This window comes from Brevibacillus choshinensis (assembly GCF_016811915.1).
Classification (GTDB): Bacteria; Bacillota; Bacilli; order Brevibacillales; family Brevibacillaceae; genus Brevibacillus; species Brevibacillus choshinensis_A.
Window position 1 is genome coordinate 5755635 of record NZ_CP069127.1, and the last position, 15045, is coordinate 5770679.

Sequence of the window (15045 nt, forward strand, 5' to 3'; positions counted from 1 at the left end):
ATTAAACCTCCTCGTCGTATTGCACGTAATCTTTTCGCAGCGGGTAGCCCACCCAATCGTCGGGCAGCAATATTCGACGCAGATCGCTATGTCCCGGGAAATGAATCCCCAAAAGGTCAAACGTCTCCCGTTCATTCCAATTGGCTCCGTGCCAGATGTCCATTACGGAAGGGACAGATGATTGCTCCCGGCCTGTTTTGACCTTCACAGCTACACTTTGCCGATTTTTGTAGGAATAGAGATGGTAATAGACCTCCAAGCGATCCTCGTAATCGACTCCGTGCAGATCGGACAAGTAATCAAAGCCCAGCTTTTCATCTTCTTTCATAAACTGAGCGACTTCATGCCAGCGATCGTTCTTGATGACCAGGGTCGGAACTTCTTTTGCCAGTTCGTTGATATAGGACGCTTCCAATGTCTCTGGACCGAATTCTTCAGTCAATCGGGAAACGTATTTATCCAAGTAAGGCTGGTTTTTGGAAGGAGCTTTGGGCGTGTCAGCGGCTCCTCCAGCATCATCACCAGCTTGCGCACCCTTTGCTTTGGCTGCGGCTGCTGCAGCTGCCTTTGCTTTGGCGGCAGCGGCTGCTTTGGCTTTCGCATCATCTCCGCCTGCATCGCCAGCATCGCCACTTGCTTCCCGGGCTGCTTTGGCCTTCGCAGCAGCTGCGGCGGCTGCTTTGGCTTTAGCGGCAGCCGCTGCTTTCGCCTTGGCATCGGCGTCGGCATCAGTCCCGCCAGCCTCAGCGCCTTGGACCGCAGCTTCCTTGGCTTCTTTTGCGGCTTTGGCCTTGGCCAGCGCTTCAGCGGCTGCGGCTGCTTTGGCCGCTGCCTTTTCTTCTGGTGTCATTTCGGACACTGGTTTTGACGGAGCTGCCCCCTCTTTTGCTTCCTTCGCAGCTTTTGCCTTTGCGATTGCCTCAGCGGCTGCTGCGGCTTTGGCGGCTGCCTTTTCCTCCGGTGTCATTTCGGACACTGGTTTTGACGGAGCTGCTCCCTCTTTTGCTTCCTTCGCGGCTTTTGCTTTTGCAATTGCCTCAGCGGCTGCGGCTGCTTTGGCCGCTGCCTTTTCTTCTGGTGTCATTTCGGACACTGGTTTTGACGGAGCTGCTCCCTCTTTTGCTTCCTTCGCGGCTTTTGCTTTTGCAATTGCCTCAGCGGCTGCGGCTGCTTTGGCCGCTGCCTTTTCTTCTGGTGTCATTTCGGACACTGGTTTTGACGGAGCTGCTCCCTCTTTTGCTTCCTTCGCGGCTTTTGCTTTTGCGATTGCCTCAGCGGCTGCTGCGGCTTTGGCTGCTGCCTTTTCCTCCGGTGTCATTTCGGACACGGGCTTCGCTGGTGCTGCTTCTGCTTTCACAGGCTCTTCTGCAGCCGGTGCATCTTCTGCTGTATTTTCACTCGACGCTTCTTGTTCTCTTAATTTTCGCAAAGCTTCAGCCTTGGCACGAGCCTCTGCCGCCGCTTGCGCCTTTTCCTCTGGCGTCGGCCTCTTTTTCTCGTCGCTCATAGACTGGTCACCTGCTTCCCAGTCTTCGCTTCATAGCGGATCTTTTCTTGCAATTTGTTGATGCCATAGATCAATGCGGCAGGATTCGGCGGACAACCAGGGATGTATACATCGACTGGAACCACTTGATCCACGCCCTTTACCACACTGTAGGAACGCACATACGGGCCTCCGGCAGTGGCACAGGACCCCATGGCAATCACCCATTTAGGCTCCGGCATCTGATCGTACAGTCTGCGCAATAGCGGCGCCATTTTTTTCGTTACCGTACCCGCCACGATCATCACATCGGATTGGCGAGGAGACGCACGGAAAATCACGCCAAAGCGGTCCAGGTCATAACGTGCGCCGCCTGTTCCCATCATCTCGATCGCACAGCAGGCGAGTCCAAATGTCAATGGCCACAGGGAATTGCTGCGCACCCAGCCTTTCACCGTCTCCAGCGTCGTGAACATGACGTTGCGATCCAGCTCTTCTTGCAATTCAGGCGCAATGCTTGTCAGGTCTAGTTCCATTCCAGCACCTTCTTTCTCCACGCGTAAATCAATCCTACTACCAGCAAGGATATAAAGATGACCATCTCCACTAAGGCAAATAGACCAAGCTTGTTGTAGGCGACGGCCCACGGGTACAGAAAGAGTGTTTCTACATCGAAAATCACAAACATGAGGGCAAAGATGTAATACTTCACATTGAAGCGTACCCAACTGTCCCCGACCGGAATGTTACCGCTTTCATAAGTTGTTTGCTTCTCCCGGTTCGGCTTCTTTGGACGTAACAGAGGACCGATGAAACTGACAGTAGCCACGGGCAATAACACACCAAGGATCAAAAAGATGGAGACAATGACATAATTGTTGGTATAGATGTCATTCACCCACGTTCCCTCCGCTTTCGTGAAAAGTGTGAATCGCTTGCTTCGTGCCCTCTGATGGAGTGGAGACTGCGTCAAAGGGTTCTGCCTGCAGTATTCGGATGTCGTTTTTCAGTTGGCTCAATCTGATACTGATAGAAAAAAATACCTTTATCATTATAGCAAATCGCCCATAAAGTGTCTAACGAAAGCCTTCCTGATGTGCCATATAAAGGAAAAAACTCAGGGAGTATTCCCTGAGTTTCTTTAACATACTTTGATGATTAAACGAATAGGCTCGTCCCATCATCACGTATTCCATTATTGTACGTTTTGAGAGAACTGCTCCCCGAGGAAATCCTCGTATACGCGCTCCCATACGACGGTAAAAGTCATTTTTTCGTCTTCTGGGATCTCCAGTACGTTCTCAATTGCTTCTTCCATGTACGGAGTCAGCTTGATCAAGACTTCCGCCAGCATTTCGTCGTTGGTATTCAGCATCTCTTTCAGTTCAGCCTTGGACAGGTGGAACGTATTCTCTTCCTGTTCGTGCAGCTTCATGATCAAGCGGCTGAAAATAGGGTGTACCAGCGCTTCCAGCTTCACATGAGCCAGTGCCACTGCTTCAGCCTCGTTCAATTGGAACAGCTCAGCTGCTTCCGGGAACGGGTACACAGGAACATCCCATACGTCCCCTTTGTCAATGACCAAACCCCATTTGGTAAAGAGTTCAATCGCTGCCTCGCGGGAAGCTGGGTACTCATAATTGGAACGGCTGAGGAATGCTTTGAATCGGTTCAGCAGGTTCACGTAGCCGTTGAAGTCTTCTTCTGATTTGAATTGCTCTTTTACCGGAGCAGAGAAGGTGCCTTCCAACGCTTTGAATTCTTTCAGAGCGCTTTCCATTTCTGCTTTCGTTTCATATTTCGTCGCTACATAGCACATCGCTTGAAACAATACGTTCATCTCGTGAGACAGCACGCTGGACCAACCATTGGCCGTAAAGCTGCTGGGAATTACTACGCCTTCGTTGTTGTGGCGGATATCGCGAATGGTTTGCATCACTACTACTCTCCTTTTTCCCCAATAGCCAATGCCGTTTCATCCCGATGTCATCCATGCAAATACGCGTGTCGGCAGGGCATTAGGTCTATTATACACAGAAACCATAGGCAATTACCAACTGGAAATATCATGCCCCTAAACAGTTCCAGTTCATTCAACCCACGCACGAAAAATCCCCGCAACCACGTGGGCGCGGGGATCCAGCTTCTTGCATTACTTCGTTACATCGATACGAGCCATCGCACGTTGCAGTGCGCGCTCAGCACGTTGGAAGTCAAGGTCAGGATACTTTTCGTTCAAACGCTTTTCCGCACGGCCTTTTGCAGCCTGTGCACGTTCGACGTCGATGTCTCCCGGCAATTCAGCCGTTTCAGCAAGGATGGTTACTTTGTCGCCGCGCACTTCCATGAAGCCGCCGCTAACTGCCATCTTCACTTCTTTTTCGCCTTCTGTCTTGATCCGAACTGGCGCTGTTTTCAGCGGGCTCACCAGCGGCATGTGGTTCGGCAAAATACCGAGATCCCCTACTACACCGCGGGCGATGACCATTTCAGCTTGACCGCTGTAGACAACCCGTTCAGGAGTTACGACTTCAACTGTCATCTTGCTCACTTACTGGTCTCCCCTTTCCAGGGTGTCTTACGCCATGGACTTCGCTTTTTCTACCGCTTCTTCGATCGTACCAACATACAGGAACGCGCCCTCTGGCAGGTGGTCGTGCTTACCTTCAAGGATTTCCTTGAAGCTACGAACCGTATCTTTCAGTGGAACGTATTGACCAGGGTTACCGGTAAATTGCTCGGCAACGTGGAAGGATTGGGACAGGAAACGTTGAATGCGGCGTGCGCGTCCAACTACTTGCTTGTCGTCATCGCTCAATTCGTCCATACCCAGGATCGCGATGATATCTTGCAGCTCTTTGTAACGCTGCAGGATTTTTTGTACGCCACGTGCTACATCGTAGTGTTCTTGACCTACAACGTCCGGAGACAGAGCACGGGAAGTGGATGCGAGTGGGTCTACCGCAGGGAAGATACCCAACTCAGCGATGGAACGCTCCAGGTTAGTCGTAGCGTCCAAGTGAGCAAACGTAGTAGCAGGAGCCGGGTCAGTATAGTCATCCGCTGGTACGTAGATCGCTTGAATGGACGTTACGGAACCTTTTTTCGTGGAAGTAATGCGCTCTTGCAGCTGACCCATCTCGGTAGCCAGTGTTGGCTGGTAACCTACCGCGGACGGCATACGGCCGAGGAGTGCAGATACTTCAGATCCCGCTTGGGTAAAGCGGAAGATGTTGTCGATAAACAGAAGTACGTCGCGGCCTTCTTCATCACGGAAATATTCCGCCATAGTCAGACCGGTCAGTGCTACACGAAGACGTGCACCAGGTGGTTCGTTCATTTGACCGAATACCATCGCGGTTTTCGGCAGAACGCCTGCGTCTTTCATCTCGTGGTACAGGTCGTTACCTTCACGGGTACGCTCACCTACACCAGCGAATACGGAAATACCGCCGTGTTCTTGTGCGATGTTGTTGATCAGCTCTTGAATGGTAACGGTTTTACCTACACCCGCACCACCGAACAGACCGATCTTACCACCCTTGATGTAAGGAGCCAACAGGTCAATAACCTTGATTCCTGTTTCAAGGATTTCAACAGTAGTCGCTTGCTCAACGAACTCAGGAGCTTTGCGGTGAATTGGGTCACGACGATCTACTTGACCCAGTTCTTGCAGGTCAATCGGTTCGCCCAATACGTTAAATACGCGGCCGAGAGTTACTGCACCTACTGGAACGGAAATAGCTGCACCCGTATCAACTGCTTCCATACCGCGAACCAAACCGTCGGTGGAAGACATTGCTACGGTACGAACCATGTTATCACCCAGGTGAGTCGCAACCTCAACGGTCAAGTCGATGTCGCGCTCGCCAGCGCTTTGTGCTTTATGTTGAATCTTGATCGCATTGTAAATGGCAGGCAGGTGTCCACGATCGAACTCGATGTCAACAACCGGACCCATTACCTGAACCACGCGTCCATTCGCCATCTTACTTCTTCCCTCCTGTAAAGCTGAATTGGGAGCTATTCGCTGCCACTACGCCTGTGCGTTTGCACCTGCGACGATCTCGGAAATCTCTTGAGTAATGGCTGCCTGACGGGCACGGTTGTAAATCAACGTGTAACGGTTGATCATATCCGTTGCGTTGTCTGTCGCGTTGCCCATTGCAGTCATACGGGAACCTTCTTCGGAAGCCTTCGCTTCCAGAAGTGCACTGTACACCAGTGTCTCCGCATATTTCGGCAGCAGAACGGCCAGTACTTCTTCCGAGGACGGCTCATACTCGTAATTCATTTTGCGCTCGTTTGTGCTCTCGGGAGCTTCCAACGGCAGCAAGCGTTTTACGGTAGGTATTTGCGAAATTGCACTCTGGAACTTGTTGTAGCAGAGGTACAGCTCGTCGATTTGCTCATCCGCGAACATTTGGACTGCTGCGCCTGCAATTTTCTTGATATCGCCAAAGGATGGGCTAGCTGGCAGACCCGTAACCTCTTCCATTACCGAGTAATTACGTTTGCGGAAGAAGTCGCGACCTTTGCGACCGATAACAAAAATGCCATACTCATCCTTGGACTTGTGCTTTTCAGCAATGGTATTGACCACAGCGCGAAGCATGTTTGCGTTGTAGCCACCAGCAAGACCACGGTCGGAAGTGATGACGATGTAACCAGTCTTCTTCACAGGACGGGATTGGAGCATTGGATGCTTGGAACCAGTGGTACCGCTCGCAATGCTAGAAATCACTTCCTGGATTTTGTCAGCGTACGGACGTGCCGCTTCTGCTTTCTCCTGGTTGCGGCGAAGCTTTGCAGCTGCCACCATTTTCATCGCTTTCGTGATTTGGCGCGTATTTTTCGTACTTTTGATACTGCGTCGAATCTCACGTATTCCTTTAGCCACTCGTTTTCACCACCTTGAGGACGCATGGCCGAGCGGTTACGCCCGGCATGCATCTGATGTCAATCACTCTCGATTAGCGAGTTACCGAAAAGCCTTTTTTGAACTCTTCGATCGCTGCGTTGAATTCTTTTTCATCTGGGAGATCTTTCGTCGTCCGGATATGCTCCAACAGTTGCGGTTTGTTGGAATCCAGATAGGACAGAAGCTCCTTCTCAAAGCGGCCTACGTCGCCAACTGGAATGTCATCCAGGAAACCTCTTGTTGCAGTATAGATAGAAGCGACTTGCTTCTCAACAGGCATTGGATCGAACTGACCTTGCTTCATGATTTCCATCAAGCGCTCACCACGGGTCAGACGAGCTTGGGTTGCTTTGTCCAGATCGGAACCGAACTGAGCGAAAGCAGCCAACTCACGGTATTGAGCCAACTCGAGCTTGAGTGGACCCGCTACCTTTTTCATCGCTTTGATTTGCGCGGAACCACCTACGCGGGATACGGAGAGACCGGTATTCACCGCAGGACGCTGACCCGCATTGAACAGGTCTGTCTCGAGGAAGATCTGACCGTCCGTGATGGAGATCACGTTCGTTGGAATGTAAGCGGAGATGTCGCCCGCTTGGGTCTCGATGAATGGCAGCGCGGTAATGGAACCGGCACCCAGCTCATCAGACAGCTTCGCAGCGCGCTCCAGCAAACGGGAGTGCAGGTAGAATACGTCACCTGGATAAGCTTCGCGGCCTGGAGGACGGCGGAGCAACAGGGACATTTCGCGATATGCAGAAGCCTGTTTGGACAGGTCATCGTATACGCAGAGGACGTGTTGTCCTTTGTACATGAAGTATTCACCCATGGTTACGCCAGTGTAAGGAGCCAGATACAGCATCGGAGCTGGGTCAGAAGCTGTAGCGGATACGATGATGGTGTATTCCAGAGCGCCTGCTTTACGCAGAGTTTCTACGATGTTAGCAACAGTAGATTGCTTTTGACCGATTGCTACGTAGATACAAATCATGTTTTGACCCTTTTGGTTGATGATTGTGTCGAGCGCCACAGCTGTTTTACCAGTTTGACGGTCACCAATGATCAACTCACGCTGTCCACGACCTACTGGAATCATCGCGTCGATCGCTTTGATACCTGTTTGGAGTGGTTCGTGTACGGATTTACGCGCCATAACACCAGGAGCCGGGCTCTCGATTGGGCGGAAACCGTTATTTGCGATAGGGCCTTGACCATCGATTGGTTGACCCAATGGGTTTACTACGCGGCCGAGCATCGCTTCCCCAACTGGAACTTCCATTACGCGGCCGGTACGTTTTACAGTATCGCCTTCCTTAATGTCGCGGAAAGGTCCCATAATAACGACACCCACGTTGTCTTCTTCCAAGTTGAGTACCATACCCATTACGCCATTTTGGAACTCGAGGAGCTCCCCTTGCATGGCCTTTTCCAAACCGTGAACGCGCGCGATACCGTCACCTACTTGGATGACTGTGCCTACATCCACAACTTCGATTTCAGATTTAAAGTTAGCGATCCGCTCTTTGATGAGGGAGCTAATCTCTTCTGGTCTGATTGCACTCACTTACATTCACCCCATTCATCCAACTTCTTAGTAGAGGTACTGCCAGCTTTACGCTTGGTGCGCAAAGGTTTCCAACTTCGCTTTCAGGCTGCCATCATACAGGCGGTCACCGATCTTGATCACGATGCCCCCGAGGATGGATGGGTCTACCACTGCCGTCAAACGCAGCTTTTTATTCAAGGTTTGACCGAACTTCTCAGCCAACTCTGCTTGTTCTTCGGATGTGAGCGGTTTTGCGCTTGTCACGATCGCGTCTGCGATGCCACGAGCGTCGTTCGCCAGCTTCACATAGGAACGATAGATATCAGTAAGCTGTGCTTCCCGTCCATTTTCAATCAGCACGTTCAGGAAATTGTAGCTTTCTTCCCCTACGTGGCTCTTGAACAGGTCGCTGGCCAGCTTGATTTTTGCATCAGCGGCAATGTGCGGATGATGCATGATCTTGCTCAGATCGGCATTCTGCTCGACAGCTTGCACGATCGCGCCAAGGTCTGCTTCCACCTGATCGATCTTGCCACGCTCGCTCGCTACATCAAAGAGAGCACGAGCATAACGTTTTCCTACTGCGCTACTCATAGGCGATCTCCCACTTGTGCGAGAAATTTGTCAACAGTAGATTTTTGCGCAGCTTCGTCCAGTTCTTTCTCGATGATCTTGGAAGCCAAGAGTACGGAAAGGCTGGTCATTTGCTCACGCAGTTCCAGCTTCGCTTTTTCTACCTCACGAGCCAATTCAGCACTTGCGTCCGCTTTCATGCGCTCGGATGCAGCTTGTGCTTCAGCTACGATTTTGCTAGCTTCATCAGACGCTTGTTTTGCAGCGCGGTCGATGATTGCTTTGGACTCAGCGCGTGCTTCGTCCAGCACACGGCGTTGTTCAGCCAGTAGAGCTTCCGCTTCATTGCGGTTGCGCTCAGCTGAGGAAATTTCATTTTCGATATGCTGACGGCGTTTTTCCATCATTCCCACGATCGGGCCCATGGCGAATTTACGAACAGCCAGCAACAACAACAAGAATACAATTGCTTGGGTTAACAGCGTTCCCCATTCCAGGGATACAGCACCAAAGTCGAGCATTCGTTTCACTCCTTCCTGCGAAAAGAAAGATGTATCTTCACGGATTCATAAACCGCTTCATCCAAAAATAGAGGCGGGTAACAAGCGCCCGCCTATCTGTTTCCGTTGCTCGCTTACAGACGACCGAAGAGGATGAAACCGATCGCTACAGCGATAATCGGAACTGCCTCTACCAGACCGAGACCCAGGAACATGAGACCCATCAGGTTACCACGTGCTTCAGGTTGGCGAGCTACGCCTTCAATTGTACGAGAGATTACCAGGGAGTTACCGATTGCCGCGCCAAGAGCAGCAAGACCAAATACGATACCGATTGCAAGAGCCAAACCTTCCATTGTTTAAAAACCTCCTTAGTGTTGTAAAAAAGAATGAAATACGGAAATTGCCGATTAATGATCTTCGTTCACTTGCTGCGAGAGGTAAACCATCGCAAGCGTTGTAAAGATGAACGCTTGTACGGAACCTACGAAGACGGAGTAACCCAGCCAGATGAACAGCGGAATACTACCGAAGATTCCTACACTCAGCAGGAAGGCGATCAAAACCTCACCCGCGAAGATGTTACCGAATAGACGCAAAGGAAGCGTCAACGGCTTGATGATAAACTCTTCGAGAATGTGAATCGGGTTCAGGAATGTATGTTTCAGCCAACCGCCAAAGCTCTTCTTGATTCCCAGATAATGAGCGTATAGAAGAACGATGAGTGCCAGAGCGAAAGTCACGCTCGGCGTTGCAGTCGGCGATTTCCACCAACCAATAACTACGCCATGCGCATGCGGATCAGTAGAGTTCAACTCCTCCGTGACCTTTTCCACCTTTTGTTGCTTCATTTCATCACTGGTGGAAACGGTCAGCATGTCGATGAAACCTTGACTAGCTTGATGGCCTTCGCCATTGTGGTGAGCTGTATTCACGTTGAACAGAAGTCCCAGCTGGTTGCCCAAGAAGATGTACAGGAACAACGTGAGTGCCAAGGATACAAAACCCGCGGCTTTCTTTGGTGAGATGTAGCTCTTTGTAATACCGGTGACAAAGTCCACAATCCATTCCATCACGTTTTGCGTGCCGCCAGGAGTAGCGGAGGTCAGCTTGCGGGTCATACCGATGCACATGAAGAGCACCACCAGAGAGGTTACCAGAATCATTAGAACAGTGGAGATGTCAAATACCATGCCCAACCATTCAAATCGCAGAGAATAATGCATGTATTTCACCCCTTTCTTCCGCGCGAGTAGTTTTTTGCGTACATGTACAAAAGAAATTCTGTGATCTATTTAAAGGAGCGATAAACAAAAAGGAAGCTGAGAACCTGAAAGAGGAACAACCCTATCAAAACACCAGCAAGTCCAAACAAGTGAGGAAAGCGCATCGTCAGGAAGACAGCAAACCCCGCGACGATGAGGCGTTGCAGCATGCCAGTCCCTCTAGGCCGTACACTTGAATCGACAGCCATCTGACCGATACGCCAGGTTTTGCTGAAGAGGACAGTCCCATTCACAAGACTGCAAGCCATCCCAAGCAGGAGGCTTTGCAAGAACAATCGATATGATGGCAACACCGCCCAGAGTATCGAAGCTATCGCCATGCTGAAAAAGGCATAGCGAAATGTGGCTCGCATAGCCGAAGAAAACGTTTCCATGTCCCATCTCCCTAGAGGTAGCCGCGAATGATGCGGTAGACGCTGTAAACGCCTATACCTAATCCCGCGAGCAGTCCAACCATCAGAAACAGAGGATTGGAAGCGAAAAGGCCATCCAGATACTTACCCAGAAACACCCCTGCAATCACACAAATTGCCATATCGACACCAATCAAAGTGACCAGTGTGATGGCTCGCCAAGGATTATCAATTTTCGACACAGGACATTCTCCTTTCATACATAAGGAGAGGGCTGGTGTCAAGTGCCCCTTTGCCCTCATCCATATTAACGAAGAATTATTCCCTTTGTCAATGTTCGGCTCCTTCTGTACACAAAGCGTTCACATTTGAAAACAATTGAAAAATCTACAGTTTTTCTACGATCGTAGCTACTCCCTGTCCACCGCCAATGCAAAGAGTCGCTAACCCATATTTTACCCCATCACGCTTTTGCAATTCGTGAACGAGCGTAACCAAAATTCGAGCTCCGCTGGCACCGATCGGGTGGCCGAGTGCGATCGCTCCTCCGTTCACATTTACCTTCTCGGAATCAAAGCCAAGAGCCTTGCCAACGGACAAGGATTGTACGGCAAATGCCTCGTTTGCTTCGATCAGATCGATGTCGGAAATCGACAGGCCAGCCTTCTCGAGTACGCGCTCGGTGGCTGGAACCGGACCGTAGCCCATGATACTCGGATCAACGCCCGCGCTCGCATTTGCGATGATTCGCGCCAGCGGCTTGACGCCCAGCTCATCCGCTTTTTCCTTGGTCATGATCAGCAGCGCCGCAGCACCGTCGTTGATACCGGAAGCATTTCCGGCTGTCACAGTACCGTCCTTTTTAAATGCAGGCTTCAATTTGCCCAGCGCTTCAGCCGTCACTCCCGCACGAGGGAATTCATCGACAGCAAACATCACAGGATCGCCTTTTCTTTGCGGAATGGCTACCGGTACGATCTCGTTCTGGAAGCGTCCGGTTTCGATCGCCTTTTGCGCTTTCTGTTGGCTCCCTGCTGCAAATTCATCCTGCTCTTCGCGTCCAATCTCGAATTTGCTGCACAGATTTTCAGCCGTGATTCCCATATGATAGTCATTAAATGCACACCACAAACCATCGCGGATCATGGAATCTACTACTTTTTGATCGCCCATCCGGTACCCGCTGCGCGCTCCCTCCAACAGGTATGGCGCCTGACTCATGTTTTCCATCCCGCCTGCAAGCACCACTTCGGAATCTCCGCTCAGGATCGCCTGTACCGCCAAATGCACGGCTTTCAGACCGGAACCGCACACCTTGTTGATCGTCAGGGAAGGTACTTCATTTGCCAAACCAGCCTGAATCGATGCCTGACGTGCGGGATTCTGTCCCAGGCCAGCCTGCAGCACATTCCCCATGATTACTTCGTCTACAGCTTCCTTGGGTACTCCAGCGCGCTCCAGTGCCGCCTCGAGCACGATTCCCCCCAATTTTGTAGCGCTTACACCAGACAGCGCGCCTTGAAAGCTTCCTATGGCAGTGCGAACTGCACTAGCGATTACGATTTCTTTTTGCCCCATAGTCGAAACACTCCCCCGGAATCAAGTTAGTCAACCCTCCTATGATTCCATGTTTCTCAACAGAATCCTGCTTTTTCTTTGCTTGAATATACAGCAAATCGTAAGTTACCGGCACACCTTCATCCGATGCGTATGTACGTTCATAGTACTTCATCATTTCGATCAGCAGCCCTCTGCTCCCCAGACCTGGCGCCCGATCCTGGCTCGCATTCGCCCCGACCGCCTTCACGGCATGCAAAAAATCGAGCACGCTGGGATAAGTCAGGACCACCTGTTGGGTGGAGACTCGCATCTCTTCGAAACCGGCTTCTGCCAGCATGGCCTCCCACTGCGCCCCGCTGCAAAACGATAGACCGTGACGAACATCATTCTGCCCCAAGTCCAAGTGCGCATACCTGAATGATGCATGAAGCTCTTCGAAAGTCCTTGGACCGAACGTCGAAAACAGCAGCGGAGCCCCTGGTCGCAGCAGCCTGCCGATTTCCTTCAGCGTTTCGGCAGGCTGCAGAAGCCATTGAAAGCAGGCGCCCGACACGATCAAGTCCCATGACCTGCTCTCCTGCTCCCAGACCCACTCTTCGATATCTGCCTGCAAAAGCTCGCATTCCAGACCTTCCTTTCGCAACCGCTCCTTCGCCTGGAGGAGCATGCCAGATGCCATGTCCATCGCCAGATAGCGGGAAGAAGGATAATGCCGACGGAGCAGACTCGTCAGCCCTCCCGTTCCGCAGCCGACCTCAAGAAGGCGGGTGACCACCTCCGGCATAGCTGTTTTGACCGTCCATTCCTGCAGCCGTTCAGCCATTTTCTTTTGCACGAGCGCGTATTGGTCGTAGGTACAGGCCTTTACACTAAAGCGATTTCCTACGGTCGTCTTACTCACGAGCCTCCACCATCCTTTGTATAGCCTGACACACCACGTCCGGATGAAAAAGGAGCGGCGCATGCCCGCAGTCATCTATCGGTATAAACATCGCCCTGTGAATGCTAGCAGCGAGCTCCTCACCCGCCGCGATCGGGCAGACGGTGTCATCCTTGCCGTGAATGATCGTCGATGGACAAGAAAGAGTGGAAGAAAATGGCCGGCAGTCTTCTTCACGCAAATAGGCAAGGCCTGCCTGAAGTGCAGCTTGCGTCCACCCATTCTGCGCGTGTGAGTCAAACAGGGACCTATTCTCCCGGCGTTCCCGCTCGGTCAGGACGCTCTGATAAAATGCAGCCATGACACGCTCCCTGTTCTCTGCCAATCCACGTTCCATCCGGGTCACATAATTATCCGGCCAGCCTTTGCTCCGCATATCTTTTGAACGGACAAATCTCCCTGTCGTACTGATGAGAACCAGTCCGGACACAGGAAAATGAGCCGCCAATCGCTGGGCCAGCATGCCGCCCATGGACCATCCGATTACAATGACTCGCCTATCGCTGATTCGGCCCCTATGATCGATAAGCGCGTCCATAAAATCACCGGGCTCTGTCACACCCGTGAAATCAGGAATGACGTGATGACAGGAAGGAAAGCATCTGCGGACCGGGTCAAAGAGCTCATTTGGCATTCCCCAGCCCGGCAGCCACAGCAGCGCCGCTCCCTCTTTCATCTACTTCTCCCCTCTCCTCGTTCATCTCGGATCGCACACAATTGTACGGCCGCCCATTCCAGCTCATCTTCCGTGTGGGTCGCTGTCACCGTCAAACGAATTCGTGCCGTTCCGGCCGGCACAGTCGGGGGACGAATCGCTACAGCAGCGACACCGCGTTCTTCCAGTTTGCGGCTATAGTGCAGCGCCCTTTCGTTATCGCCGATCATTACTGGGATGATCGGCGCATCTCCTTCTCCTACGGCAAAACCCCGCATGCGCAGGCGCTCTCTAAACCAACCAGCCTTCTGCCGCAAGCCCGCCCGTCTGCCGGTATCCTCCTGCACAATGGTCAGTGCTGCATGGACAGAGGCAATGACAGATGGAGGCAGAGCAGTGGAATAGATGAGAGAGCGCGCCTTGGAGGTGAGGTACCGGATCACACTGCGGTCTGCGCAAATATATGCCCCGTAAGAACCAAAGGCCTTGCTGAAGGTCCCCATGATCACATCTACCTCATCTTGCAGGCCAAGCTCATGGCAAAGTCCCTCGCCGCGCTCTCCCAGTACCCCTCCAGCATGTGCCTCATCGACCATCAGCAGCGCTCCGTACTGATCTCGCAGATTTACTAGCTCGACAAGCGGAGCCGTATCCCCGTCCATAGAAAAGATAGTATCGGTGACGATGACCTTTCTGCGCGCGTCTCCGTGCTTCTTCAACAGATGCTCCAGATGCTCGCTATCACCATGGCGGTAGCGGTAGTGCTCGGCACGGCTCAAGACGATTCCGTCCACGATACTGGCGTGATTCAGCCGATCGCTGAATACCGCATCTCCCCGGCCAACTAGAGCCGAGATGACACCCGTATTGGCCACGTAACCGTTTGCGAACACCAACGCCGACTCTCGCTGCTTCCACTCTGCCAGTCGGTGCTCCAGCTGGGCGTACAACGCGCAGCTGCCATGGACCAATCGGGAAGCAGCCGCACCTGCCCCCCAGATCTCGATCGCCCTCGTCGCCGCCTCTTTTAACCGGGGATCCTGTGCGAGCCCCAAGTAGTTATTAGACGACAGATTCAGCAAGTCCCTACCGGCTATGCGAATCCACGCCCCTCGCTCATCCAGGATGGATTCCACGCTTCTGATCTGCCTTGCCTGTGACATTGATTCCAGACGTGCCCATTCCTCATCCATCCAGGCATATCGATTGTCCATACCCATCACCC

The 15045-nt window shown here is 52.0% G+C and carries 18 protein-coding genes; all 18 read right to left on the reverse strand.

From position 1 onward, the window contains the following. Position 1: 1 nt before the first annotated feature. Positions 2–1507: an NADH-quinone oxidoreductase subunit C gene (locus tag JNE38_RS28700; protein WP_203354426.1), complete on the reverse strand. Its 1506-nt coding sequence runs from the start codon at positions 1505–1507 to the stop codon at positions 2–4. Further along, positions 1504–2022, reverse strand: a complete 519-nt coding sequence (locus JNE38_RS28705; protein WP_203354427.1) for a NuoB/complex I 20 kDa subunit family protein — start codon at positions 2020–2022, stop codon at positions 1504–1506. The genes JNE38_RS28700 and JNE38_RS28705 overlap by 4 nt, the downstream gene beginning before the upstream one ends. Further along, positions 2013–2384 carry an NADH-quinone oxidoreductase subunit A gene (locus tag JNE38_RS28710; RefSeq protein WP_203354428.1) on the reverse strand — a complete coding sequence of 124 codons (372 nt, stop codon included), beginning with the start codon at positions 2382–2384 and terminating at the stop codon, positions 2013–2015. The genes JNE38_RS28705 and JNE38_RS28710 overlap by 10 nt, the downstream gene beginning before the upstream one ends. Before the next feature lie 297 nt (positions 2385–2681). Then, positions 2682–3422: a DUF6042 family protein gene (locus tag JNE38_RS28715; RefSeq protein ID WP_203354429.1), complete on the reverse strand. Its 741-nt coding sequence runs from the start codon at positions 3420–3422 to the stop codon at positions 2682–2684. 216 nt (positions 3423–3638) lie between these two features. Then, positions 3639–4037 (reverse strand): F0F1 ATP synthase subunit epsilon, encoded by a 399-nt coding sequence (locus JNE38_RS28720; protein ID WP_203354430.1) that lies wholly within the window; start codon positions 4035–4037, stop codon positions 3639–3641. A 27-nt stretch (positions 4038–4064) separates the two neighbouring features. Continuing rightward, entirely contained in the window at positions 4065–5474 is a 1410-nt protein-coding gene (gene atpD / locus JNE38_RS28725; RefSeq protein ID WP_203354431.1) for a F0F1 ATP synthase subunit beta, read from the reverse strand. 48 nt (positions 5475–5522) lie between these two features. Continuing rightward, the gene (atpG, locus tag JNE38_RS28730) at positions 5523–6386 is read right to left on the reverse strand and encodes an ATP synthase F1 subunit gamma (protein WP_203354432.1); all 864 of its coding nucleotides are present in this window, start codon (positions 6384–6386) and stop codon (positions 5523–5525) included. A 73-nt stretch (positions 6387–6459) separates the two neighbouring features. Then, positions 6460–7971: a F0F1 ATP synthase subunit alpha gene (gene atpA, locus JNE38_RS28735; RefSeq protein ID WP_203354433.1), complete on the reverse strand. Its 1512-nt coding sequence runs from the start codon at positions 7969–7971 to the stop codon at positions 6460–6462. A 48-nt stretch (positions 7972–8019) separates the two neighbouring features. Continuing rightward, entirely contained in the window at positions 8020–8547 is a 528-nt protein-coding gene (locus tag JNE38_RS28740; RefSeq protein WP_203354434.1) for a F0F1 ATP synthase subunit delta, read from the reverse strand. Beyond that, complete coding sequence (gene atpF, locus JNE38_RS28745; protein WP_203354435.1) at positions 8544–9047, reverse strand: F0F1 ATP synthase subunit B; 504 nt, start codon at positions 9045–9047, stop codon at positions 8544–8546. Before atpF ends, JNE38_RS28740 begins: the two co-directional genes overlap by 4 nt. A gap of 113 nt (positions 9048–9160) precedes the next feature. Further along, positions 9161–9382, reverse strand: coding sequence for a F0F1 ATP synthase subunit C (gene atpE / locus JNE38_RS28750; protein WP_029100371.1), 222 nt, complete (start codon positions 9380–9382; stop codon positions 9161–9163). A gap of 54 nt (positions 9383–9436) precedes the next feature. Next, a complete protein-coding gene (atpB, locus tag JNE38_RS28755; protein ID WP_203354436.1) occupies positions 9437–10252 on the reverse strand; it encodes a F0F1 ATP synthase subunit A in 816 nt (271 codons plus the stop codon). Positions 10253–10317: 65 nt separating this feature from the next. Further along, positions 10318–10686: an ATP synthase subunit I gene (locus tag JNE38_RS28760; protein ID WP_203354437.1), complete on the reverse strand. Its 369-nt coding sequence runs from the start codon at positions 10684–10686 to the stop codon at positions 10318–10320. Between the two features lie 11 nt (positions 10687–10697). Then, complete coding sequence (locus tag JNE38_RS28765) at positions 10698–10907, reverse strand: AtpZ/AtpI family protein (protein WP_238933500.1); 210 nt, start codon at positions 10905–10907, stop codon at positions 10698–10700. A 145-nt stretch (positions 10908–11052) separates the two neighbouring features. Continuing rightward, the gene (locus tag JNE38_RS28770; RefSeq protein ID WP_203354438.1) at positions 11053–12243 is read right to left on the reverse strand and encodes an acetyl-CoA C-acetyltransferase; all 1191 of its coding nucleotides are present in this window, start codon (positions 12241–12243) and stop codon (positions 11053–11055) included. Next, entirely contained in the window at positions 12215–13126 is a 912-nt protein-coding gene (bioC, locus tag JNE38_RS28775; RefSeq protein ID WP_203354439.1) for a malonyl-ACP O-methyltransferase BioC, read from the reverse strand. The genes JNE38_RS28770 and bioC overlap by 29 nt, the downstream gene beginning before the upstream one ends. Then, positions 13119–13841, reverse strand: a complete 723-nt coding sequence (locus JNE38_RS28780) for an alpha/beta fold hydrolase (RefSeq protein ID WP_203354440.1) — start codon at positions 13839–13841, stop codon at positions 13119–13121. The genes bioC and JNE38_RS28780 overlap by 8 nt, the downstream gene beginning before the upstream one ends. Then, complete coding sequence (bioF, locus tag JNE38_RS28785; protein ID WP_203354441.1) at positions 13838–15034, reverse strand: 8-amino-7-oxononanoate synthase; 1197 nt, start codon at positions 15032–15034, stop codon at positions 13838–13840. Before bioF ends, JNE38_RS28780 begins: the two co-directional genes overlap by 4 nt. Positions 15035–15045 lie beyond the last annotated feature (11 nt).

Excerpts from the sequence above, each read along its gene's own strand:
- JNE38_RS28700 (WP_203354426.1), bottom strand. The coding sequence starts at position 1,507 with ATGAGCGACGAGAAAAAGAGGCCGACGCCAGAGGAAAAGGCGCAAGCG.
- JNE38_RS28705 (WP_203354427.1), bottom strand. The coding sequence starts at position 2,022 with ATGGAACTAGACCTGACAAGCATTGCGCCTGAATTGCAAGAAGAGCTG.
- JNE38_RS28715 (WP_203354429.1), bottom strand. The coding sequence starts at position 3,422 with ATGCAAACCATTCGCGATATCCGCCACAACAACGAAGGCGTAGTAATT.
- atpD (WP_203354431.1), bottom strand. The coding sequence starts at position 5,474 with ATGGCGAATGGACGCGTGGTTCAGGTAATGGGTCCGGTTGTTGACATC.
- JNE38_RS28740 (WP_203354434.1), bottom strand. The coding sequence starts at position 8,547 with ATGAGTAGCGCAGTAGGAAAACGTTATGCTCGTGCTCTCTTTGATGTA.
- atpF (WP_203354435.1), bottom strand. The coding sequence starts at position 9,047 with ATGCTCGACTTTGGTGCTGTATCCCTGGAATGGGGAACGCTGTTAACC.
- atpE (WP_029100371.1), bottom strand. The coding sequence starts at position 9,382 with ATGGAAGGTTTGGCTCTTGCAATCGGTATCGTATTTGGTCTTGCTGCT.
- atpB (WP_203354436.1), bottom strand. The coding sequence starts at position 10,252 with ATGCATTATTCTCTGCGATTTGAATGGTTGGGCATGGTATTTGACATC.
- JNE38_RS28760 (WP_203354437.1), bottom strand. The coding sequence starts at position 10,686 with ATGGAAACGTTTTCTTCGGCTATGCGAGCCACATTTCGCTATGCCTTT.
- JNE38_RS28770 (WP_203354438.1), bottom strand. The coding sequence starts at position 12,243 with ATGGGGCAAAAAGAAATCGTAATCGCTAGTGCAGTTCGCACTGCCATA.
- JNE38_RS28780 (WP_203354440.1), bottom strand. The coding sequence starts at position 13,841 with ATGAAAGAGGGAGCGGCGCTGCTGTGGCTGCCGGGCTGGGGAATGCCA.
- bioF (WP_203354441.1), bottom strand. The coding sequence starts at position 15,034 with ATGGACAATCGATATGCCTGGATGGATGAGGAATGGGCACGTCTGGAA.